This is a genomic window from Enterococcus saigonensis, assembly GCF_011397115.1.
Lineage (GTDB): Bacteria > Bacillota > Bacilli > Lactobacillales > Enterococcaceae > Enterococcus_C > Enterococcus_C saigonensis.
Map to the genome: position 1 here is coordinate 517,296 of NZ_AP022822.1, position 19,158 is coordinate 536,453.

Annotated in this window: 21 protein-coding genes, 1 tRNA gene, 1 pseudogene and 1 other annotated feature; of the genes and pseudogenes, 20 read left to right on the forward strand and 3 right to left on the reverse strand. The window is 37.7% G+C overall.

The genetic code is table 11. From position 1 onward, the window contains the following. Positions 1-120: 120 nt before the first annotated feature. A tRNA-Thr gene (locus tag EsVE80_RS02325) sits at positions 121-193 on the reverse strand. A gap of 125 nt (positions 194-318) precedes the next feature. On the opposite strand from EsVE80_RS02325, the gene EsVE80_RS02330 reads away from it, so the two are divergent. The 15 genes and pseudogenes from EsVE80_RS02330 (at position 319) to sufB (ending at position 13,293) form a co-directional block, all read left to right on the forward strand. After that, a complete protein-coding gene (locus tag EsVE80_RS02330; protein ID WP_173102292.1) occupies positions 319-558 on the forward strand; it encodes a hypothetical protein in 240 nt (79 codons plus the stop codon). A gap of 364 nt (positions 559-922) precedes the next feature. Beyond that, a complete protein-coding gene (locus EsVE80_RS02335) occupies positions 923-2,116 on the forward strand; it encodes an FtsW/RodA/SpoVE family cell cycle protein (protein WP_173102293.1) in 1,194 nt (397 codons plus the stop codon). Positions 2,117-2,160: 44 nt separating this feature from the next. Continuing rightward, a complete protein-coding gene (locus tag EsVE80_RS02340; RefSeq protein ID WP_173102294.1) occupies positions 2,161-2,517 on the forward strand; it encodes an arsenate reductase family protein in 357 nt (118 codons plus the stop codon). Between the two features lies 1 nt (position 2,518). After that, positions 2,519-2,857, forward strand: a complete 339-nt coding sequence (locus EsVE80_RS02345) for a glycine cleavage system protein H (RefSeq protein WP_173104107.1) — start codon at positions 2,519-2,521, stop codon at positions 2,855-2,857. Positions 2,858-2,915: 58 nt separating this feature from the next. Further along, positions 2,916-3,172 (forward strand) — a binding site (T-box leader). A 79-nt stretch (positions 3,173-3,251) separates the two neighbouring features. Beyond that, the gene (locus EsVE80_RS02350; RefSeq protein WP_173102295.1) at positions 3,252-4,286 is read left to right on the forward strand and encodes a methionine ABC transporter ATP-binding protein; all 1,035 of its coding nucleotides are present in this window, start codon (positions 3,252-3,254) and stop codon (positions 4,284-4,286) included. Then, positions 4,279-4,965, forward strand: a complete 687-nt coding sequence (locus EsVE80_RS02355; RefSeq protein ID WP_173102296.1) for a methionine ABC transporter permease — start codon at positions 4,279-4,281, stop codon at positions 4,963-4,965. Before EsVE80_RS02350 ends, EsVE80_RS02355 begins: the two co-directional genes overlap by 8 nt. 52 nt (positions 4,966-5,017) lie before the next feature. Further along, positions 5,018-5,863: a MetQ/NlpA family ABC transporter substrate-binding protein gene (locus EsVE80_RS02360; protein ID WP_173102297.1), complete on the forward strand. Its 846-nt coding sequence runs from the start codon at positions 5,018-5,020 to the stop codon at positions 5,861-5,863. Positions 5,864-5,977: 114 nt separating this feature from the next. Then, positions 5,978-6,976 (forward strand): uroporphyrinogen-III C-methyltransferase, encoded by a 999-nt coding sequence (gene cobA, locus EsVE80_RS02365; RefSeq protein ID WP_173102298.1) that lies wholly within the window; start codon positions 5,978-5,980, stop codon positions 6,974-6,976. Further along, positions 6,966-7,538: pseudogene (gene hemC, locus EsVE80_RS13805) on the forward strand (hydroxymethylbilane synthase); the annotation flags it as partial. The gene cobA and the pseudogene hemC, both read left to right, overlap by 11 nt. Before the next feature lie 159 nt (positions 7,539-7,697). Continuing rightward, positions 7,698-7,862, forward strand: coding sequence for a hypothetical protein (locus EsVE80_RS13810; RefSeq protein WP_232061304.1), 165 nt, complete (start codon positions 7,698-7,700; stop codon positions 7,860-7,862). 196 nt (positions 7,863-8,058) lie between these two features. Beyond that, complete coding sequence (sufC, locus tag EsVE80_RS02380) at positions 8,059-8,829, forward strand: Fe-S cluster assembly ATPase SufC (RefSeq protein ID WP_173102301.1); 771 nt, start codon at positions 8,059-8,061, stop codon at positions 8,827-8,829. A gap of 16 nt (positions 8,830-8,845) precedes the next feature. Next, entirely contained in the window at positions 8,846-10,126 is a 1,281-nt protein-coding gene (gene sufD, locus EsVE80_RS02385; protein WP_173102302.1) for a Fe-S cluster assembly protein SufD, read from the forward strand. Then, a complete protein-coding gene (locus EsVE80_RS02390) occupies positions 10,123-11,358 on the forward strand; it encodes a cysteine desulfurase (RefSeq protein WP_173102303.1) in 1,236 nt (411 codons plus the stop codon). Before sufD ends, EsVE80_RS02390 begins: the two co-directional genes overlap by 4 nt. Then, the gene (gene sufU, locus EsVE80_RS02395; RefSeq protein WP_173102304.1) at positions 11,345-11,842 is read left to right on the forward strand and encodes a Fe-S cluster assembly sulfur transfer protein SufU; all 498 of its coding nucleotides are present in this window, start codon (positions 11,345-11,347) and stop codon (positions 11,840-11,842) included. Before EsVE80_RS02390 ends, sufU begins: the two co-directional genes overlap by 14 nt. 59 nt (positions 11,843-11,901) lie before the next feature. Continuing rightward, positions 11,902-13,293: a Fe-S cluster assembly protein SufB gene (sufB, locus tag EsVE80_RS02400; RefSeq protein WP_173102305.1), complete on the forward strand. Its 1,392-nt coding sequence runs from the start codon at positions 11,902-11,904 to the stop codon at positions 13,291-13,293. A gap of 96 nt (positions 13,294-13,389) precedes the next feature. On the opposite strand, the gene EsVE80_RS02405 is transcribed toward sufB, so the two are convergent. Continuing rightward, complete coding sequence (locus tag EsVE80_RS02405) at positions 13,390-14,544, reverse strand: tyrosine-type recombinase/integrase (RefSeq protein ID WP_173102306.1); 1,155 nt, start codon at positions 14,542-14,544, stop codon at positions 13,390-13,392. Positions 14,545-14,588: 44 nt separating this feature from the next. Next, positions 14,589-15,434, reverse strand: coding sequence for a helix-turn-helix domain-containing protein (locus EsVE80_RS02410; protein ID WP_173102307.1), 846 nt, complete (start codon positions 15,432-15,434; stop codon positions 14,589-14,591). 154 nt (positions 15,435-15,588) lie between these two features. Between EsVE80_RS02410 and EsVE80_RS02415 the strand changes: the two genes are divergently transcribed. From EsVE80_RS02415 to EsVE80_RS02435, 5 genes are all read left to right on the forward strand, one after another. Then, positions 15,589-15,861 carry a MerR family transcriptional regulator gene (locus EsVE80_RS02415; RefSeq protein WP_173102308.1) on the forward strand — a complete coding sequence of 91 codons (273 nt, stop codon included), beginning with the start codon at positions 15,589-15,591 and terminating at the stop codon, positions 15,859-15,861. 77 nt (positions 15,862-15,938) lie between these two features. Then, complete coding sequence (locus EsVE80_RS02420) at positions 15,939-16,193, forward strand: hypothetical protein (protein WP_173102309.1); 255 nt, start codon at positions 15,939-15,941, stop codon at positions 16,191-16,193. A 129-nt stretch (positions 16,194-16,322) separates the two neighbouring features. Beyond that, positions 16,323-16,565 (forward strand): hypothetical protein, encoded by a 243-nt coding sequence (locus EsVE80_RS02425; protein WP_173102310.1) that lies wholly within the window; start codon positions 16,323-16,325, stop codon positions 16,563-16,565. Between the two features lie 10 nt (positions 16,566-16,575). Beyond that, complete coding sequence (locus EsVE80_RS02430; RefSeq protein ID WP_173102311.1) at positions 16,576-17,490, forward strand: hypothetical protein; 915 nt, start codon at positions 16,576-16,578, stop codon at positions 17,488-17,490. Continuing rightward, the gene (locus EsVE80_RS02435; RefSeq protein ID WP_173102312.1) at positions 17,487-19,076 is read left to right on the forward strand and encodes a DNA primase family protein; all 1,590 of its coding nucleotides are present in this window, start codon (positions 17,487-17,489) and stop codon (positions 19,074-19,076) included. The genes EsVE80_RS02430 and EsVE80_RS02435 overlap by 4 nt, the downstream gene beginning before the upstream one ends. The last annotated feature ends 82 nt before the right edge of the window (positions 19,077-19,158 follow it).

Consider the following 19,158-nt stretch of genomic DNA (forward strand, 5'->3'; position numbering starts at 1 on the left):
GACGAACATAATAACTTTTTTTGACAGATAGGAAATACTCACTTTAGTATTTCAGTACGTAGAGGTGCTATTTTTGAGTATACAAAAAAAGAAGCCTTGATTTATCAAGACTTCTGACAATGCCAGCTGCAGGGATCGAACCTGTGACCTACGCGTTACGAGTGCGTTGCTCTACCTACTGAGCTAAGCTGGCAGTACGTTAGAAATTATAGCAAAAATAAAATATTTGTAAAGGCAAAACACTTCTATGAAACAAGAACTTAGAAAATTTTCACAAAATGTGGTATACTGGTATTAATTAAAGGGAGGTTTTCTATAGTGGCAAGTTTTGGTAAGTTTGAAACAACAATCATTCCGTCAGATGCAGGTAAAGGATTTCAGGTCGATACCCATGTGAAATTTACAATTTACGGAAAACCGCAGACCGGTACCGTCACCAAACAGCTAAAAAATTCTGCTGTCGTTGAAATTGACGAAACGGGTGATAATCAACAATTAATGACGCAAAGTAACGGTGTAATGATTATTAATTACAAAGAATTGGAAAAACTTAAATAGTTTTCTTACGACTTAAGCTGATTTTCATCTGCTTGAGTCTTATTTTTTTGCTTACATATTCCTGATTATTTTTGTGTCATTTTTAATTATTACTAAAATTTTTAAATTTTTCCTAGGGTCTATTTCCCTTCTTTTATTTCTTTTCATTAACAACTATAATGAGGAAGTGTACTTTTTTACCTTTTTATAATTTATAGCATTTATTAACTTAGAAAAAACGCTGTTGGCAACTTGTGAACAGTGACGAGCTTTACAAACTATTAAAAAAGCAGATTTTTGTGTATTTTGATAAAATGCAACGAATTTATGTTGTAGTGTGAATTTTTGAGAAGTTTGCAAAGCCAGTTTGGAAAGAAGAGGAATCATGGAAAACAGACGAGCAAGAAATGATAACCGGATTGATTATGGTGTAATTTTACCAGTCTTTCTGTTGTGTTTAATCGGGTTAGCAGCCTTATATGTTGCTTTAACTCATGATCGTAATAATCCCAATGTTTTAGCCGGTGTAGCAAAACAAGCTGTTTGGTATGGCGTCGGCACAGTGGCAGTTGTGGTAATTATGCATATGAAATCAAAATGGATCTGGAAATTGACACCTTATGTTTATGGTTTAGGTCTTGTAATTATGACTTTATTATTGAAATTTTACGATCAGAACTTAGAAAGTGTAACGGGTTCAAAAAACTGGTTTACTTTTGGACCGGTAAATTTCCAACCCGCTGAATTGATGAAGATTGCGTTAATTCTGATGTTAGCCCTAGTGGTCACTACACATAATGTGAAGTATCGTAATCGTAATTTGCCTACTGACGGCCTTTTGATTTTAAAGATTTTAGCAGTTTCCCTACCAGTGCTAGCTTTGGTAATGTTGCAAAAAGATTTTGGGACGATGCTAGTGTTTGTCGCTATTATCGGTGGTGTCTTTTTGATGTCAGGAATATCTTGGCGCATTTTAATTCCACTGCTTGCTATTTTTGCTATTATTGGTGGAGGCACAATTTTCTTAGTGACAACAGAAGTTGGACGAGACCTTTTGTATCACGTCGGCTTTAAATCCTATCAATTTGCCCGCATTGATTCTTGGCTAAATCCTTTCCACGATATGCAAGGCAATTCCTATCAGTTAGCATATGGCTTGCTTGCTATTGGTTCTGGAGGAATGACAGGAAAAGGTTTTAACGTTAGTGATGTTTACGTACCGGTTAGAGAATCTGATATGATTTTTACAGTTATTGGAGAAAACTTTGGCTTTATAGGGAGTGCTTTTGTCATTCTCTTGTATTTTATTTTGATTTATCATATGATTCGCGTGTGCTTTGACACAAATAACGAATTTTATGCGTATATTGCAACTGGTATTATTATGATGATTTTGTTCCATGTTTTTGAAAATATCGGGGCGAATATCGGTCTGTTACCTTTAACTGGGATTCCATTACCCTTTATCAGTCAAGGGGGCTCGGCTATTTTAAGTAACATGATTGGTATTGGTTTGATTTTATCGATGCGCTATCAAGCAGAATCAAAAAAAGAGGAAAAAGATGCTACTTTCGCTTAAACGTGGTAAAGTGAAAGCGGAAATAAAAGTAAAGGAGCAATGCTATGCTGACTTTATATTGGTATCCAAAATGTAGTACATGTAAAAAAGCAAAAGCTTGGCTAGATTCACAAGCAATCGCTGTTCAGACCATTGACATGGTTCAAAATCCGCCAACTGCCGCAACGTTAATGCAGTGGATGGAAGAAAGTGATTTGCCAGTACGCCGCTTCTTTAACACTAGCGGTATGAAATACCGGGAGATGGGCTTGAAAGACCGAGTACCCAATCTATCAGTACAAGAGGCAAGTGAATTATTAGCAAGTGATGGAATGTTAATTAAACGCCCGATTTTAGTGCGTGATGACAAACTTTTATCAATTGGCTTTAAAGAAACTGAATATGAAGGGATCGCGAAATAAGATGCAACAAAAATGTTTAAAAACAAAAGATAATTTGTGGGTATTGTACAATGGAAATGAGTATGTCGTTGGTCTAACAGAAGCTGCCCAATCTGATTTAGGTAAAGTAACTTTTGCTTCATTACCAAAGACTGGCCAAGTATTTAAACAAGGTATGCCACTTGTTGAAGTAGAAGCAGAAAAAGCGGTCCAAGAATTTCCTGCACCTTTAACTGGAACAATTTCTTCTGTAAATGAAAAGGCGTTGGAAAATATTGACGTTTTAAATGACGAAGATGAAATGAACGCATGGCTAGTTGCATTTAAAGATGTCGATGCTACAGAATTCGACGAACTGTAAAATTTTTCTGAAAATATTTGACAGTTGATTTTTACCTTGTTATAATTTCACCAATAACTTGAAAGCTTTGAAAAGAAGAGTACATGTCACCGACATTTCACAGAGAGCCTGAGAATGCTGCAAACAGGTAATGAAGGTAAGATGGAAGATGGTCTTTGAGCAGAATAAGTGAGCAATTAGCAAGCTTATTACGGGAGTGCCCGTTATAGCACGACAGTATGCACCAATGCGGTAAGTACTGGATAAGGTTATAGTTGTGAGACTATAGCAAATTAAGGTGGTAACACGAAATTGCGACAGCTTTTCGTCCTTTTGTAATTGAAAGAATTACAAGGATGAAAAGCTGTTTTTTTCATGGTTTTTACTAAAGTATGAAATAGAAAGAGGCTAAAAAATGGCTTTAATCCAATTAACAGATGTTAAAAAGAGTTTTAATGTCAAAAAGCAGACAATTCATGCAGTCGATGGTGTTTCTTTAACGGTTGATAAAGGAGACATCTATGGTATCGTCGGTTATTCTGGTGCAGGTAAATCGACATTGGTCCGCCTTTTAAACGGATTGGAACTAGCAACAAGCGGTAGTGTTGTCGTTGACGGAGAAGATATTGGCAAATTGAAGAACAAAGAATTACGTGATTTTCGTAAAAATGTTGGGATGATTTTTCAACATTTCAATCTATTATGGTCTCGAACAGTTCTAGAAAATATTGAACTACCCATGGAATTAGCGGGTATATCAAAAGAATTGCGGCAGCAAAAAGCCCAAGAGCTACTTGCCTTAGTCAATTTAGAAGGCAGAGGAGATGCGTACCCAGCGCAATTATCTGGTGGTCAAAAACAGCGGGTAGGAATTGCCCGTGCCCTAGCCAACAATCCAAAAATTTTACTTTGTGATGAAGCAACCAGTGCGCTAGACCCCCAAACAACCGATGAAGTGTTGGATTTATTGTTAGACATCAATCAAAAACTAAATTTAACCATTGTCTTGATTACTCATGAAATGAACGTTATTCGCAAAATTTGTAATAAAGTAGCCGTAATGGAGTTAGGTAAGATTGTAGAAGAAGGACAAGTTTCTGAGGTATTTCGTAATCCACAACAAGCGGTCACTAAACGTTTTGTGCAACAAGACTTGCAACCAAGTGAAAAACCAGAAGAAGTCTTACGGGAGTTTATCGCTGAAAACCCTAATGGTGTGTTGGCAACGTTAATTTTTAAAGATGATAATGCTAACGAACCAGTAATTTCACAAGCCATCCGTCAATTTGATGTGGACATTAATGTTGTCTATGGGAATATTCGCCAATCAAAAGACAACTCCTTTGGTTCTTTGACGGTATTGATTACCGGAGATGAAAAAGCGATTAATAAAACAATGGCATTCTTTTCCGCACAACAAGTAGGAGTGGAGGTGTTGCATCGTGGATAAGAGTTTTGTAGAAACGTATTTGAATTTTGAAAAAGTCGACTGGGCAAAGATGCAAACATCCACCGTTGATACCCTTTACATGACAATTGTTTCAATGATTGTAGTTTTTGTTTTAGGAATTTTGTTAGGTTTATTGCTATATAGTTTAGGACGAAAAAAAAGCGCCAGTTACCAAATTTTATATAATGTCGTCTCAATTATTAGTAATATCTTTCGTTCTACGCCTTTTATGATTTTAATGGTATTAATTATTCCTTTTACCAAGACATTGGTAGGAAGCATGATTGGTGCCAGTGCTGCATTACCTGCTTTGATTTTATCAGCGGTTCCCTTTTATGCACGTTTAGTAGAAATTGCTTTTCGTGAAGTCTCGCCAGGCGTTATTGAAGCCGCCAATGCGATGGGTGCTAACTATTGGCAGATTATTTATAAGATTTTAGTTCCAGAGAGTATGCCAGCTTTGGTTTCTGGCTTTACGGTGACATCTGTTTCTATGATTGGATTTACTGCCATGGCTGGTGCAATTGGTGCTGGTGGGCTGGGGTCTCTTGCCTGGTCAGAAGGTTTCCAGTTAGGTAATCAAACTGTTACTTTAGTTGCAACAGTCATTATGTTGCTCATCGTTTTTGTTGTTCAAGGTTTAGGAGATTACTTCACACAAAAATTAGATAAACGCTAATTTCGGTGAAGTTTCATAATTAATATCATAAAATTGTAGAGGAGAAATGAAAATGAAAAAAATATTCGGGTTAGTAACAGTATTACTTGCAAGCGTCACATTAGCTGCTTGTGGCAATAGTGGATCAAAAGAAGATAGTGCTTCTTCATCTGCTGCTAAGGAAACTAAGTTGATTGTAGGGGCTACAACAAGTCCACATGCAGAAATTTTAAATGAAGCCAAACCTTTATTGAAAAAAGAAGGTGTCGATTTAGAAGTGAAGTCTTTTACCGACTATACGCTATTAAATAAACTATTGGCAGAAAAAGAAATTGACGCGAACTACTTCCAACACAAACCTTATTTTAACGATCAAGTTAAAGAAAATGATTATGACTTTGTGGATGCTGGTGCTGTTCATATTGAACCAATGGGAATTTACTCAAAAGATATTAAGAGTGTTGCTGATATTAAAGATGGAACAACTATCATCACTTCCAACTCTAATACTGACTGGGGCCGTATCTTAACCATTCTTGAAAATGCAGATCTGATCAAATTAAAAGAAGGTGTTGAAAAGACAACAGCTACTTTTGATGATATTGCTGAAAATAAAAAAGATTTAAAATTTAAACATGATATCGACCCAGGTTTATTAGTTCCAACATATGAAAATGAAAAAGATGCACTAGTAGCAATCAATGCCAACTTTGCCTTAACTGCTGGTTTAAATCCAGAAAAAGATGCTCTAATGCATGATGATGATAATTCACCATATGCTAACATTATTGCAGTACGCAAAGGAGATGAAACGAAACCAGCAATTAAGAAATTGTTGGAAGTTTTACACAGCGATGAAGTGAAGAAATTTGTTGACGATAAATGGAAAGGCTCCGTTAAAATCGTTGATGTAAATTAATGAAAGATAAGAACAGGGCGCACTTACAGGAATGTGAGTTGTGCCTTTGTTTTTTTGTTTAAGATAAGGGATAATAACTTAGATGTATAACTTATAAGGTAAAGGAGAAAAGAAATGGGAAAAGTTACTTTAGTAGGTGCTGGACCAGGAGATCCTGCTTTAATAACCTATCAGGGCTTACGAGCAATAAAAAATGCTGATATTATTTTTTATGATCGTTTACTAAATCCAATTTTATTATATTTAGCTCCAGCCAAAGCCAAACTTGTTTACGTAGGAAAAGCACCCGACCATCATGCTTATACCCAAAATGAAATTCAAGAAAAGTTAATTGCTGCAGCGCAAAACTATGAAAATGTTGTCCGGCTAAAAGGTGGCGATCCCGGTATTTTTGGTCGTGTTGCCGAAGAAATACAGCCTCTAATAAAAGCGGGGATAACGCATGCTGTATATCCAGGTGTAACTAGTGCTTCAGGTGTGTCAGTCTATGCGGGTTTTGCTGTTACCCAGCGCCACCTTAGTGAAAAATTATTGATTGCTACTCCCACCGCACAGCTGCAGGAATTTACGCAAGAACCTCTAGCCCAGCTTGCCAAAGGTGGCACAGTTGTTTTGTATATGGGGATGGAAAAGCTGTCTGCGGTTATAGAAATTATGCTAAACCAAGGTGCCAGTGAAACATTACCCGTAGCAGTCGTGGAGTGGGGAACATGGGGAAGGCAAAAAAAGGTAGTCGCAACAATCCAAACTATTGTCGCAGCAGTCGAAAAAGCTGATTTGCATAACCCAGCATTAATTTTCATAGGACCAGTTGCAGCAAAAGCTGCAATAAAGTCATGGTTTGAAGATTTGCCTCGCTTTGGTCAACGAACTATTCTAGTCAGTGAGAAAAAACTTTCTTTTGATGAATTGTTAACATACACAGACGAAGGTGTAGATTTATATCCGGTTTTTGTGGGAGAGGCATTTGATGAACGTTTTATGACTTTACACAACCGTTTGTTGCCCGCGCTCTTAAAAGAAGAATATGAAATCATCTATCAAGGAAAAAATGCAGCGGTATTATTTCAAAATTTCCTAATAGAAATAGGAGAAAGAAAAAATGGATATTAAAATCGGTACCAGAAAAAGTCCGTTGGCACAAATTCAAGCAGATAATGTAATTTCTCGTTTACAAAATTTGTTCCCAGAACATCGTTTTTTTAAAGTATTAATTACTACTGCCGGAGATTTAGATCAAAAGACCTCTTTAAGCCAAATGGGAGGACAAGGTATCTTTGTTAAAAACATTCAGCAAAAGCTCTTGACAGGTGAAATTGATTTAGCCGTCCATAGCGCAAAAGATTTACCTTCCCTAGAACCCTCAGGATTAACACTTGCAGCTTTTCCTGAACGTGCACCAGCAGGGGACGCTTTAATTTTGCGCAATTAGTTTAAAACATTAGCTGATGTGCCTCAAGGAGCCGTGATTGGTACAGGTAGCTTACGCCGGCGATTTCAATTATTGGCTGTACGACCGGACTTAATCGTTAAATCTTTGCGAGGCAATATTGATACCCGCTTAAAAAAATTGGTTCAAAAAGAATACGATGGGATTATGATGGCACAAGCCGCGCTATTACGTCATCCAAAAGCGCTAGGTGACTGTCAGTTGCATCAAGTTTCTTTAACGCTAGATGAATTTTTACCAGCTGTCGGCCAAGGCGTGATTGCAGTTGAAGGAGTTGAGAATTCTCCGGCTGCAAAAATTGCAGCAGCAATTGATGATAAGTACGTACGTCAGGTGATTACTTGTGAGCGAGCATTTTTAGCGGTCTTTGGCGTAGGTTGTAATGTGCCGCTAGCAGCCCATGCGAAAAAAAACGGGGAAAAGCTTGAGCTTACCGCAATGTTAGGTAATGAAAAAGGTCAGTTATTTTCCATTACTCAAGTTGGAAGTGATCCGCTAACTTTAGGAGAAAGCAGCGCAAGAAGATTACAGCAATTAGCTAACTATTAGCTAAAACAAATGAGAATTAACTAAGATCCAAGACGAGGAAGTTTTCGTTTTGGATCTTTTAATTTATAATCATTCTAAATTGAAATTTATTGATTTTATAATAGTAAAAGAATAGGCAAATTTATTTAGCGATGTTTGCTTATCATTCTCAATTAGCGTAAAATGAATGAGAATGAAAAATGATGGAGGCGAGACGATGGCAACGTTAGAAATTAAAGATTTACATGTAGCAATCGAAGATAAAGAGATTCTAAAAGGTGTTAATTTGACGCTGAAAACTGGTGAAATTCACGCCATTATGGGGCCAAACGGGACGGGTAAATCTACTTTATCTGCTGCAATTATGGGCAATCCTAATTATGAAGTAACTCAAGGTGAAATTTTACTTGATGGTGAGAATTTATTGGAAATGGAAGTAGATGAACGGGCACGGGCCGGTCTATTTTTAGCCATGCAATATCCGAGTGAAATTCCTGGTATTACTAATGCAGAATTCATGCGCGCAGCAATTAATGCAAAACGAGATGAAGATGATAAAATTTCAGTTATGGAATTTTTGAAAAAATTAGATAAAAAAATGGAATTATTAAATATGCCAGAAGAAATGGCAGAACGTTACTTAAACGAAGGATTTTCTGGTGGGGAGAAGAAGCGAAACGAAATTTTACAATTGCTAATGCTAGAACCCACTTTTGCTATTTTAGATGAAATTGATTCAGGTCTTGATATCGATGCGTTAAAAGTAGTAGCCAAAGGGGTTAATGAAATGTGCGGCAATGATTTTGGAGCTTTAATTATTACCCACTATCAACGCTTGTTAAACTACATTACCCCTGATGTCGTTCATATTATGATGGACGGACGCGTTGTTTTAACAGGAAATGCTGATCTTGCTAAGCGCCTAGAAGCAGAAGGCTATGCTGGTATTAGTAAAGAATTAGGTATTGATTACAAGGAAGAAGTTTAAAAAGGAGGTCAATTAGATGACAGAATTGAAAAAGCTATTGGCTGATGTGACCACCTTTTCTGCTTATAAAGAAGAACCAGCTTGGATGTTGGAAATGCGGTTGGCAGCTTTAGAGCAGGTGGACGAATTAGCGTTACCGCAAATTGAGCGGGTTCGTTTTCACCGCTGGCCATTACTAAACATAACCCGTGATCATTTGTCGATTGAACCAAAAGAAACAGGGGTACCAGCATTTGATACTATGCAAGATAATCCAATGTTAGTGCAAGCAGATGACACGACTGTCTTTGAACAACTACCACAAAATCTAGTGGAACAAGGGGTAATCTTCACGGATATTTTTACAGCCATACAAGAATATCCCGAATTAGTCCAAGAATATTATATGACAAAGGCAGTAACGCCTTTTGAAGATAAGTTAACTGCTGCGCATACAGCTTTCATGAATAGTGGTTTATTTTTATATGTTCCCAAAAACGTCGTAATCAAAGAACCAATTGAAGCAATTTTAAATCAATCCGGTACAGAACATTTCTTTAAGCACATTTTAATTGTGGCAGACGAACATAGTGAGTTTACTTACTTAGAACGTTTTAATTCTGAAAAAGAAGTGGCCCAAAAACAAGCTGCTAATATTATTGTGGAAGTTATTGCTAAAGCGGGCGCAAAAGTAAAATACTCTGCAATTGATCGCTTAGGTGTGGACTTGACGACTTATTTAAATCGTCGCGGTTATGTAATGCGGGATGCAATGGTAGATTGGGCTATTGGGGTTATGAACGACGGGGATGTAGTAGCTGACTTTGATACAGATTTAGTGGGTGATGGTGCTCACTCTGAGATTAAAGTTGTTGCGATTTCGGCTGGAAAACAAATTCAAGGAATTGATACCCGGGTTACCAATAAGGCTGCCCATTCTATCGGTCATATTTTACAACATGGTGTGATCCGCGAAAAAGGTACATTAACTTTTAATGGTATTGGTCATATTTTAAAAGGGGCAAAAGGGGCAGATGCGCAACAGGAAAGTCGTGTGTTAATGCTTTCTGATAAAGCTCGCGGAGATGCCAATCCAATTCTTTTAATTGATGAAAATGAAGTTACTGCCGGGCATGCTGCAAGTGTTGGTCGTGTGGATCCTGAAGAAATGTATTACCTAATGAGTCGTGGCCTGCCAAAAACTGAAGCAGAACGCCTGGTTATTCGAGGTTTCTTGGGTTCTGTTATTACTGCAATTCCTGTTAAAGAAGCGCAAAAAGAATTTATTGAAGTCATTGAAGGGAAGTTGAATCGATGATTGATGCACAAAAATTACGCCAAGATTTTCCTATCTTGCATCAATTAGTCAATGATGAACCTCTTATTTATTTAGATAATGCAGCAACAACGCAAAAGCCAGAAGCCGTCTTAGCTAAATTAGCGGCATATTATCACCAAGATAATGCTAATGTTCATCGTGGTGTCCATACACTAGCAGAACGAGCGACACAATCTTATGAAGGTGCCAGAGAAAAGGTCCGTGCTTTTATTAACGCGAAAGAGACAGCCGAAATTTTATTTACGCGGGGGACAACTACTAGTTTAAACTGGATTGCTAGAAGTTTCGGCGATAAATTTGTCAAAGCAGGCGATGAAATTGTCATCTCTTATATGGAACACCATTCCAATATCATTCCTTGGCAACAATTGGCACAACAAAAGAATGCCAAATTAGTTTATATCGATATCACGCCAGAAGGTTATCTTGATTTAGCTGATGCTAAGCGTAAAATTGGACCAAAAACTAAAATTGTCGCAATTGCTCATGTTTCAAATGTTTTAGGCGGGATTAATCCAGTTGAAGAATTAATTACTTTGGCGCATGAAAATGATGCTGTTATGGTGATAGATGGCGCACAAGCTGCACCTCATATGAAAGTTGATGTTCAACAATTGAATGTTGATTTTTATGCCTTTAGTGGTCACAAGATGTGTGGTCCCACCGGTATTGGGGTCTTATACGGAAAACGCAAATGGTTAGATCAAATGGAACCGGTGGAATTTGGCGGTGAAATGATTGATTTTGTTAATTTATATGACAGTACATGGAAAGAATTACCTTGGAAGTTTGAAGCAGGTACCCCTAACATTGCAGGAGGTATCGGTTTAGGAGCAGCTGTCGATTATTTATCTGCCATCGGAATGGATGAAATTCACGACTATGAACAAAGTTTAGTTGATTATGTGATGCCAAAATTAAAAGCGATTGAAGGTGTGACGGTGTATGGTCCGCAAGATCCAAAAGATCACACTGGTGTCATTGCATTTAATATTGATGGACTGCATCCTCATGATGTAGCAACGGCTTTAGATATGGAAGGTGTGGCGGTTAGAGCAGGTCATCACTGCGCACAGCCTTTATTAAAGTATATGAACGTACCTGCCACAGCTCGAGCAAGTTTTTATTTTTATAATACAAAAAAAGATGCGGATCGCTTAATTGATGCGATTCATAAAACAAAGGAGTTTTTCCAGCATGGCACTATCTAGACTAGATAATTTATATCGCCAAGTCATTTTAGATCATTCCAGCCATCCTCATCATAGAGGAACGCTGGGAAAGTCAAATGTAACCATTGAAATGAATAACCCAACTTGTGGGGATGTCATCCATTTGGAAGTTGAAGTAAATAATGGCATTATTTCAGATATTGCCTTTGATGGTAGCGGCTGTTCTATTAGTACTGCCAGCGCATCTATGATGACAGATGCAGTTATTGGCAAACCATTAACAGAAGTCGGTAATATGGAAAAAATGTTTTCTGACTTAGTGCAAGGAAAAGACGTGCCCGATGCGGAAAAATTGGGAGATGCCGCAATGTTAAGCGGTGTAGCAAAGTTCCCGACGCGTATTAAATGTGCGACTTTAGCTTGGAAAGCATTGGAAAAAGCAGTTGTTGAAACAAGTAGTGGAATTGCTGAAACAAGTTCTATTCATCCCCACGAAGAAGATTTTCTAGGGGACAATAAATAAAAACGTATCGTCTTGATTAAAATAATCAATACCTAAATAACGTAAGGAGTAGTGATCGCATGGGCGTTCCTGAATTAGAAGAATATAAATTTGGCTTCCATGATGATGTCAAACCTGTCTTTAGTACCGGTGAAGGTCTAACCGAAGAAGTTGTCCGGGAAATTTCAGCCGTTAAAGGTGAACCAGAATGGATGCTAGATTTTCGCTTGAAGTCACTGGCAGCATTTAACAAAATGCCAATGCAAAAATGGGGTCCAGACCTTTCTGACATCGACTTTAACAAAATTAAATATTATCAAAAAGCCAGTGACAAACCAGCTCGTGATTGGGATGATGTTCCTGATAAAATTAAAGATACTTTTGAGAAGATTGGGATTCCAGAAGCAGAACGAGCTTACTTGGCTGGGGCTTCTGCTCAATATGAATCAGAAGTGGTTTACCATAACATGAAAGAAGAATTTGAAAAATTGGGGATTATTTTTACCGATACTGATTCAGCTTTAAAAGAATACCCTGAACTTTTCAAAGAATATTTTGCGCAATTGGTACCACCCACAGATAACAAATTAGCTGCCTTGAACTCTGCTGTCTGGTCAGGTGGGACATTTATTTATGTACCAAAAGGCGTTCGTGTGGATACGCCATTGCAAACGTATTTCCGGATTAATGCTGAAAATACGGGACAATTTGAACGAACATTAATTATCGTTGATGAAGGCGCTAGCGTTCACTATGTTGAAGGCTGTACCGCACCTACTTATTCCAGCAACAGTTTACACGCAGCAATTGTGGAAATTTTCACCAGAAAAGATGCCTACTGCCGTTATACTACTATTCAAAATTGGTCGGATAATGTCTATAACTTGGTAACAAAACGTGCGAAAGCCTATGAAGGTGCAACAGTAGAATGGATTGACGGAAACTTAGGTGCAAAAACCACAATGAAATATCCAAGTGTGTATTTAGACGGAGAAGGTGCTCGCGGTACCATGCTGTCTATTGCTTTTGCCGGAGCCAAACAAATCCAAGATACCGGTGCTAAAATGATTCATAATGCTCCCAATACTTCAAGTTCAATTGTTTCGAAATCTATTTCAAAAGATGGCGGTGAAGTAAACTATCGCGGACAAGTCATCTTTGGTAAGAAAAGTAGTGGTTCTGCTTCTCATATCGAATGTGATACGATTATTATGGATGAACTATCAAAATCAGACACCATTCCGTTTAATGAAATTCACAATAGCCAAGTGTCACTTGAACACGAAGCCAAAGTTTCTAAGATTTCTGAAGAACAACTTTACTATTTAATGAGTCGAGGACTATCAGAATCAGAAGCTACTGAAATGATTGTCATGGGCTTTGTCGAACCATTCACTAAAGAGCTTCCAATGGAATACGCCGTTGAACTAAATCGTTTGATTAGTTATGAAATGGAAGGGTCTGTGGGGTAAGACCTATAAGAAGGCTAGGAAAGGCTGTGTGAAGCCAATCCTAGCTTTTTTGTTTGGGGTGAAAGAGAAATTCCTATCCTAAAACCTATCTATTTGTTAGCGAGCGAGATAATCTGCTAATTTTTGACTGGTGTTTTCAGCTTGCTGCGGAGTAACGTGATTGTAAATATTCATTGTAGTTTTTATATCTTTGTGACCGAGCCGTTGTTGAACTTCATTGATGCTTGCCCCACTCTCAAACATTAAAGAGCAAGCAGTATGCCGGAAGCCGTGAGGAGTAATCCGTTTGAAGATTATTCCTTCCTTTTCCGCTTTGTCATAGATCCAGGTTAGCCAATCATTGGCAATCTGTGGGTACATTACTTTATTTTCAACGTTAACAAACAGAAACTGTTTTCGACTATTCATATTGTAGCCAAGCTTTAGCAAATCTTGTTTTTGTATTGCAATCCATTTTTGTAAGATTTGTATCGTGGTATCGTCTAAGCTAATAGTACGGTATGAGCTTTTCGTTTTAGGTGTCTGCAAAATATTTTGACGATTTTCATCCGTAGAGATTGTTTTCCCGATAGTCAATGTTTTATTGAAGATGTTTATATCCGAGACGTACAATGCCAGGGCTTCGCTTTTTCGCATACCTGTAATAGCCAAGAGCCAGAAGAAAGCATAATACTTATAGTTATCAAGTTTTTTTACATAATCCATGAAAGCCATCAACTCTTGCTTGTTGTAGAAGTTGGGGGCTTTTTCTTCTTCCTTTTTTCGAGGCAACAGCGTTTTCCTCATAGGGTTACTATCCATGTACTCCATAGCAACACCGTAAGCCATCACTTGCCCAACAGCCCGACGGATGTAATGATACTGCTTGTATTTGTCGTACCATTCATTTACCAGCTTCTGACAATAGGCCACAGTAATCTTATCTAGTTTCAGTTTACCCAGTTTAGGTAATGCGTGAGGTTCAAGAAAACGGCGGTTAGTCGCTACCGTGGAAGGTTTTACACCACTGTTTCTGTGGTGGTCTAGCCATTCCCAGTATAAATCCTCAAATGTGATGGATTGCTGTTTTTTTAATCCGTTTAAAATCTCACGTTTTAACTTATCGAAGGCAGTCTGTGCTTCACCTTTTGTATTGAACCCGTTTCGGTCAGTTACTATCTTTTTACCTGAGATTGGATCGGTTGCGATAAATCCGTTGAAACTCCATTTTCGTTTATTGTTCTTGTCTCTGTATTGATTAAATTTAGCCATGATATCCTCCTATGTCTCGCTGGGGGCAAGTGGAGGTGGTTTTGTTAGTCAGGCATTTTTACATTTTCTGGAATTTCTTTAAATTCTAAATGAGAAGAATAAGTATCATTCCCCTTCAATTTTGATGAAGCTTTAAACATGGAAAAATCCAACGAAACATCACTAGATTTACTATTTTTATTAGTTTTTGCTACTAGAGGAATACGCGTTTTATTGCCTATCAAATTTATATCGATAAGCAATAACTCGGATAATTCATTTTTATAATTGTTATTTAGTAGCTTGTATACGGATAGCCACGATTTGAATATGCTTTCCACCATCAATACTGTAGCTTCGGTATTCAGTTTTCCTAAAAAGGCATTAATATCGCTGACATTTTTTTGTTTTCCCTTACCATCCGCTCGATAAAAGGTAATCAACAAAGAAGTAATTAAGTTAGGACTTTCTGCTTTTCCTTGAAGATACGATGTTGATTTAGAAATATTTTTATAATTATCTACGGGAGTGATAGCAAAGTTAAACTTTTCTCCTAAAGTCCCATTTTCAAGCAATATTGCATCGTAGGGTAATGTTCGGGATGGGAGAACTTGAACAAAACCGTTATTGGATTCAGAATCTGTCTTCGTTTTCTCTGCTGCAATAATCCCTTTAATAGATACCGTTGGTTTGAAGGAGAATATATTTTGTTCTTTTTTTTCCCCGATTAAATCCCCAAGTGAAACATTGAGATATTTCATCAATTTTTCCAATGTCTCAAATTGGACACCTTTTGAATCGTTATTATACATGGCTGTAAGAGCTGGGCGCGATATATCAGCCTCTGAAGAAACCTTGTTAATACTTAATTTTCGTTCATCCATTATTTTATCTAATTTGAAATAAAGCATTTTTACCTCCTTTTAGTGCATGTTTGGTTTACAGCTAAAACAAAAAAACGAATATAAACTTGACAAGCGTTTGCGCATATTGTAAAGTGTACTTATAGGTTACACCAAAAACAGATATATGTAAACGATATGTTCAGATAGGAGGCGAAAATATATGAAATTAGAGGTAGATTTAAGCCAGGAAATTGAGGAACAGCTTACCGATGTTGCTACGAGAGTCTGGGCAATCACGTTTCAACAACAGCTTAAAAAACGTGAATTTCCAGAATGGATGGATTTAGAGACAACTTGTGAATATTTACAAGTATCACGATCTAATCTTTCTAAGTTTATTAAAGAGAAGGGTTTTCCTGTGTCAGTTATCAATCAGACAAAACGGTGTAATCGAAAAAAGGTTGATAACTGGATGGAAGAATTTGAAAAATAATGGGTAGCTGGGGGCGCAAGTGGAACGTTGGAAGTCAAATGTTAGTTGCTGAAGGAATTTTGAAGGAGGAACTAAAAATGAAGAAACATGAATCGCTTGAAAGCTATGCAGATACGGAACTATTTGTGATTGGGACTTTCGCTGTTGAGCTTGCAGAGATTTTAGAAAGCGTGGGCGATGAAGGCAGTATCGTTACTTTACACGGCTATGGAAAGACCTTGTCGAAGCCTAGCGATAAGATTGCTTATGTGATTGATGAACTACACGATTTAAAAAAGAAGGCATTAAATGTAGAACTACTTTTGGAAGTTGCTAAAGAGCTGGAGGACTAAAACATGATGAAGGGTAAAGAAAAAGCCTTAACGATTCCACCGACCAAAGCGAACGTTAAAGGCTACTACAACGGGCATTTACACCGTTTATTTACCCTTCTAGTATATCAAACTTAGGAGGAAATTACCATGGAAAAAGTAACGATAACGAATGATGAACTGATGAAATATGCGGTTGAGCTAACCAATCTATCCCAACAAGCAAAGGTATTGAAGCGATTGGCTGAAACGGTGGAATATGCCAGAGTGACCGGTGATGATTTTTCTTTGAAATACCAGATTAATAGTGGGCTACTTGGTGAAATTGGCGATAGTCTTGAAATCCTAGAGAAAGATATTCAACGTATCTCAAACGAGATTTGCCCAGATTGAGGTGGCCACGATGATTTATACAAATATAGTGAAAACGTTGGCACCAATGCACGAAGTAAAGAATATTGACCGTGATTTTGATTTCTTTAAAACGTGTAAGGCTCAGCGCCTTCCTTATCCAAAAGACAAAGACGAAGAACTAAAGATTAAAACACAACAAATGCTGATAGTTATCGCTGGTACTATCCTTGGGGACTTAAAGCGTAACAATACAAACTTGGTTAGTCGTTCGCTACTCTTTATTGATTTTGATGATGTCCAAGAAACAGAATCCGAATTTTTAGGGAAGATAACGGACAAGCTAAAAGCCGTCAATTACTGCTTATATCCAACCCTGAAATACAAGCCGGATAATATCCGTTATCGATTGGTTCTTGAATTGGATCGTGCAGTAAGCCGTGAGGAGTACGAGAAGTTGCTGTTTGGGCTTTGCTTAGATCTGGCCGTTAAGTTTGAATTTGATGAAAGTAATAAAACATGGTCACAGGGTCAAGGCTTGCCTATCGTTACGGAATTTAGCAGTGATAATTTACGTATTTTCCACGATGGATTTAAACCTATTCCAGTTGATAAGTTCCTTCATAGAATTACTAATTCTCAACAGTGGGTAGATGCACAAAAAAAACAGCGCCTACCTAAAACAAGTAGCTATACAACCAATAGTTCCGGCAAGCAAAAATATACAGGCGTTTTCCTGGAACAATTGTTTGAAGGGGCAACCGTTGGGAATCGAAACATTTGGTGGCGGCAGATGGTAGATAAAATGCTAAGTGTTGATACACCAATTGAAACGATTGCTAAAGTGATGGGAGCAATTAATTTCAACTTAGAAATTTTTCCAGAACCGCTAGATCAAAAGGAACTGGACACCATTTTTCATTCCAGAATTAAAAACCATGCGGAGAAAGGAGGGAACCTTTATTGAGTAGTATAAGCGATTCGGTACTAAAAGAGACATTCGCTATTAGACGTACGGTACAGCAAAAAAAGAAAAACAGTTACTTTGGTAAAACACCGTTAAATTTGCGTGTGGCAATCAAAGAGATTGAAAGCAAAGACGTTGGTATTGCCCAAGCAATGGTTGACGAATTGAACAACATTTCTCCAGATTGGTTTATGTGTACGGTTGAAGTGAACCAAAAAGATTCAGATAAATTTTCAATTGACCATTACTTTGATCACGAAAAAATGGGCGATATGATTATCAAAAAGAATCATTTGTTGCGATTTCCTAAGCTGTTGGAAGGGGCTGTCTATGAGCCGTTAAAAGGCGCTTGGCGGTACTTTGGTAAGAATGAGATGATTTCCTTTACAGAGAAAATCTGTCTCGAAGAACTACAAGCGTGGGGCTACTATGACCAAAGATATATATCACCGGTCAAGACTTATGTAAAACAGAAAACGTATGATCCTTCTTATTCCAACCGATCACCTTTTGAGGAAAGCAATCCGGCATTGGTTCCTTTTAAAAATGGGACGTACAATATTCTCACCAATGAGATGAAGCCCCACGATCCCGATAATTTCATATTGATTTCTTACAACTATGAATTGGATATGACCGGAACGCCTACACCAGCAACAGATAAATTTTTCCATGATTTCTTTGGAGATGCCGCCTTATTCATGAAGCAGTTTATTGGATATACCTTTTATCGAAGCCATGCCCCAGCACAAGACTTGGTTTTCTTATATGGGAAAGGTGGAGAAGGAAAGTCTAGCTTTTTGAATATGGTAGCGGAGAACTATATCACTAAAGAAAATCGTACAGCACTAACTCCACAGATGCTAACAAAAGATAAGTTTGCCGTTGTTGATTTATTAGGTAAAGCCTTAAACCTTAGTGGAGATATTGATGATGATTACATTAGCCAGACAGCAATTTTGAAACAGTTAACTGGTGGAGATGCTGTCCGGGGTGAGTTCAAAGGAATCCAAGGTTTCACCTTTGTGAGCCACTCAAAGCATATTTTTAGTATGAATGGCTTCTTTCACTTCAAGGATATGAGCCCAGGTTTTGCGGATCGTTTAACCATTGTCCCAATCACAGTGGGCAACCAGCGATTGGAAGGTGCTACATTTTGGGAGAGTCAAGATTTAGACGCAATGGAAAAAGAATCTACCAGCTTTGTTTATCAGTGCATACAAGAGTTCAAAAAAATATTTAATGGTAAAAAAGCTAACTTTACACGTTCTAAGGAAATGGCTGATACCAAGTCTGAATGGCTATTTGACAATGACCGTATAGCCCAATTCTTGTTTGAATGTTGCGTGATTGATACTGCTGAAACTAAAGGTGAAATTGCAAAAACGGTTGTTGCTGAATACAGAGCCTTTTGTTCTTGCAATGGTTATAGGCCACAATCTACCAAGGAACTCACTAAGTATTTGAATGATAAATACGAAGTACCAAAAAGGAAAAATACACAAGGGTTTAATGACAGTGGCCAGCACACTTACCGATATAGTGGTTTGAAACTGACCTCAACATATCGAATTTTAAGTGATTGAAGTGTCCATGTTGTGCCTATAATTTGTACCTAATCTGCCCAACAAGAACCCTTATGTATCAAGGGGTTGTCCCTAATGTACC

What these genes read in the sequence shown, in the direction of transcription:
- EsVE80_RS02405 (WP_173102306.1), bottom strand. Translation starts at nt 14,544, where the DNA reads ATGGCTAAATTTAATCAATACAGAGACAAGAACAATAAACGAAAATGG.
- EsVE80_RS02415 (WP_173102308.1), top strand. Translation starts at nt 15,589, where the DNA reads ATGAAATTAGAGGTAGATTTAAGCCAGGAAATTGAGGAACAGCTTACC.
- EsVE80_RS02340 (WP_173102294.1), top strand. Translation starts at nt 2,161, where the DNA reads ATGCTGACTTTATATTGGTATCCAAAATGTAGTACATGTAAAAAAGCA.
- EsVE80_RS02420 (WP_173102309.1), top strand. Translation starts at nt 15,939, where the DNA reads ATGAAGAAACATGAATCGCTTGAAAGCTATGCAGATACGGAACTATTT.
- cobA (WP_173102298.1), top strand. Translation starts at nt 5,978, where the DNA reads ATGGGAAAAGTTACTTTAGTAGGTGCTGGACCAGGAGATCCTGCTTTA.
- sufD (WP_173102302.1), top strand. Translation starts at nt 8,846, where the DNA reads ATGACAGAATTGAAAAAGCTATTGGCTGATGTGACCACCTTTTCTGCT.
- EsVE80_RS02390 (WP_173102303.1), top strand. Translation starts at nt 10,123, where the DNA reads ATGATTGATGCACAAAAATTACGCCAAGATTTTCCTATCTTGCATCAA.
- EsVE80_RS02430 (WP_173102311.1), top strand. Translation starts at nt 16,576, where the DNA reads ATGATTTATACAAATATAGTGAAAACGTTGGCACCAATGCACGAAGTA.
- EsVE80_RS02350 (WP_173102295.1), top strand. Translation starts at nt 3,252, where the DNA reads ATGGCTTTAATCCAATTAACAGATGTTAAAAAGAGTTTTAATGTCAAA.
- EsVE80_RS02425 (WP_173102310.1), top strand. Translation starts at nt 16,323, where the DNA reads ATGGAAAAAGTAACGATAACGAATGATGAACTGATGAAATATGCGGTT.
- sufB (WP_173102305.1), top strand. Translation starts at nt 11,902, where the DNA reads ATGGGCGTTCCTGAATTAGAAGAATATAAATTTGGCTTCCATGATGAT.
- sufU (WP_173102304.1), top strand. Translation starts at nt 11,345, where the DNA reads ATGGCACTATCTAGACTAGATAATTTATATCGCCAAGTCATTTTAGAT.
- EsVE80_RS02410 (WP_173102307.1), bottom strand. Translation starts at nt 15,434, where the DNA reads ATGCTTTATTTCAAATTAGATAAAATAATGGATGAACGAAAATTAAGT.
- EsVE80_RS02335 (WP_173102293.1), top strand. Translation starts at nt 923, where the DNA reads ATGGAAAACAGACGAGCAAGAAATGATAACCGGATTGATTATGGTGTA.
- sufC (WP_173102301.1), top strand. Translation starts at nt 8,059, where the DNA reads ATGGCAACGTTAGAAATTAAAGATTTACATGTAGCAATCGAAGATAAA.
- EsVE80_RS02345 (WP_173104107.1), top strand. Translation starts at nt 2,519, where the DNA reads ATGCAACAAAAATGTTTAAAAACAAAAGATAATTTGTGGGTATTGTAC.
- EsVE80_RS02360 (WP_173102297.1), top strand. Translation starts at nt 5,018, where the DNA reads ATGAAAAAAATATTCGGGTTAGTAACAGTATTACTTGCAAGCGTCACA.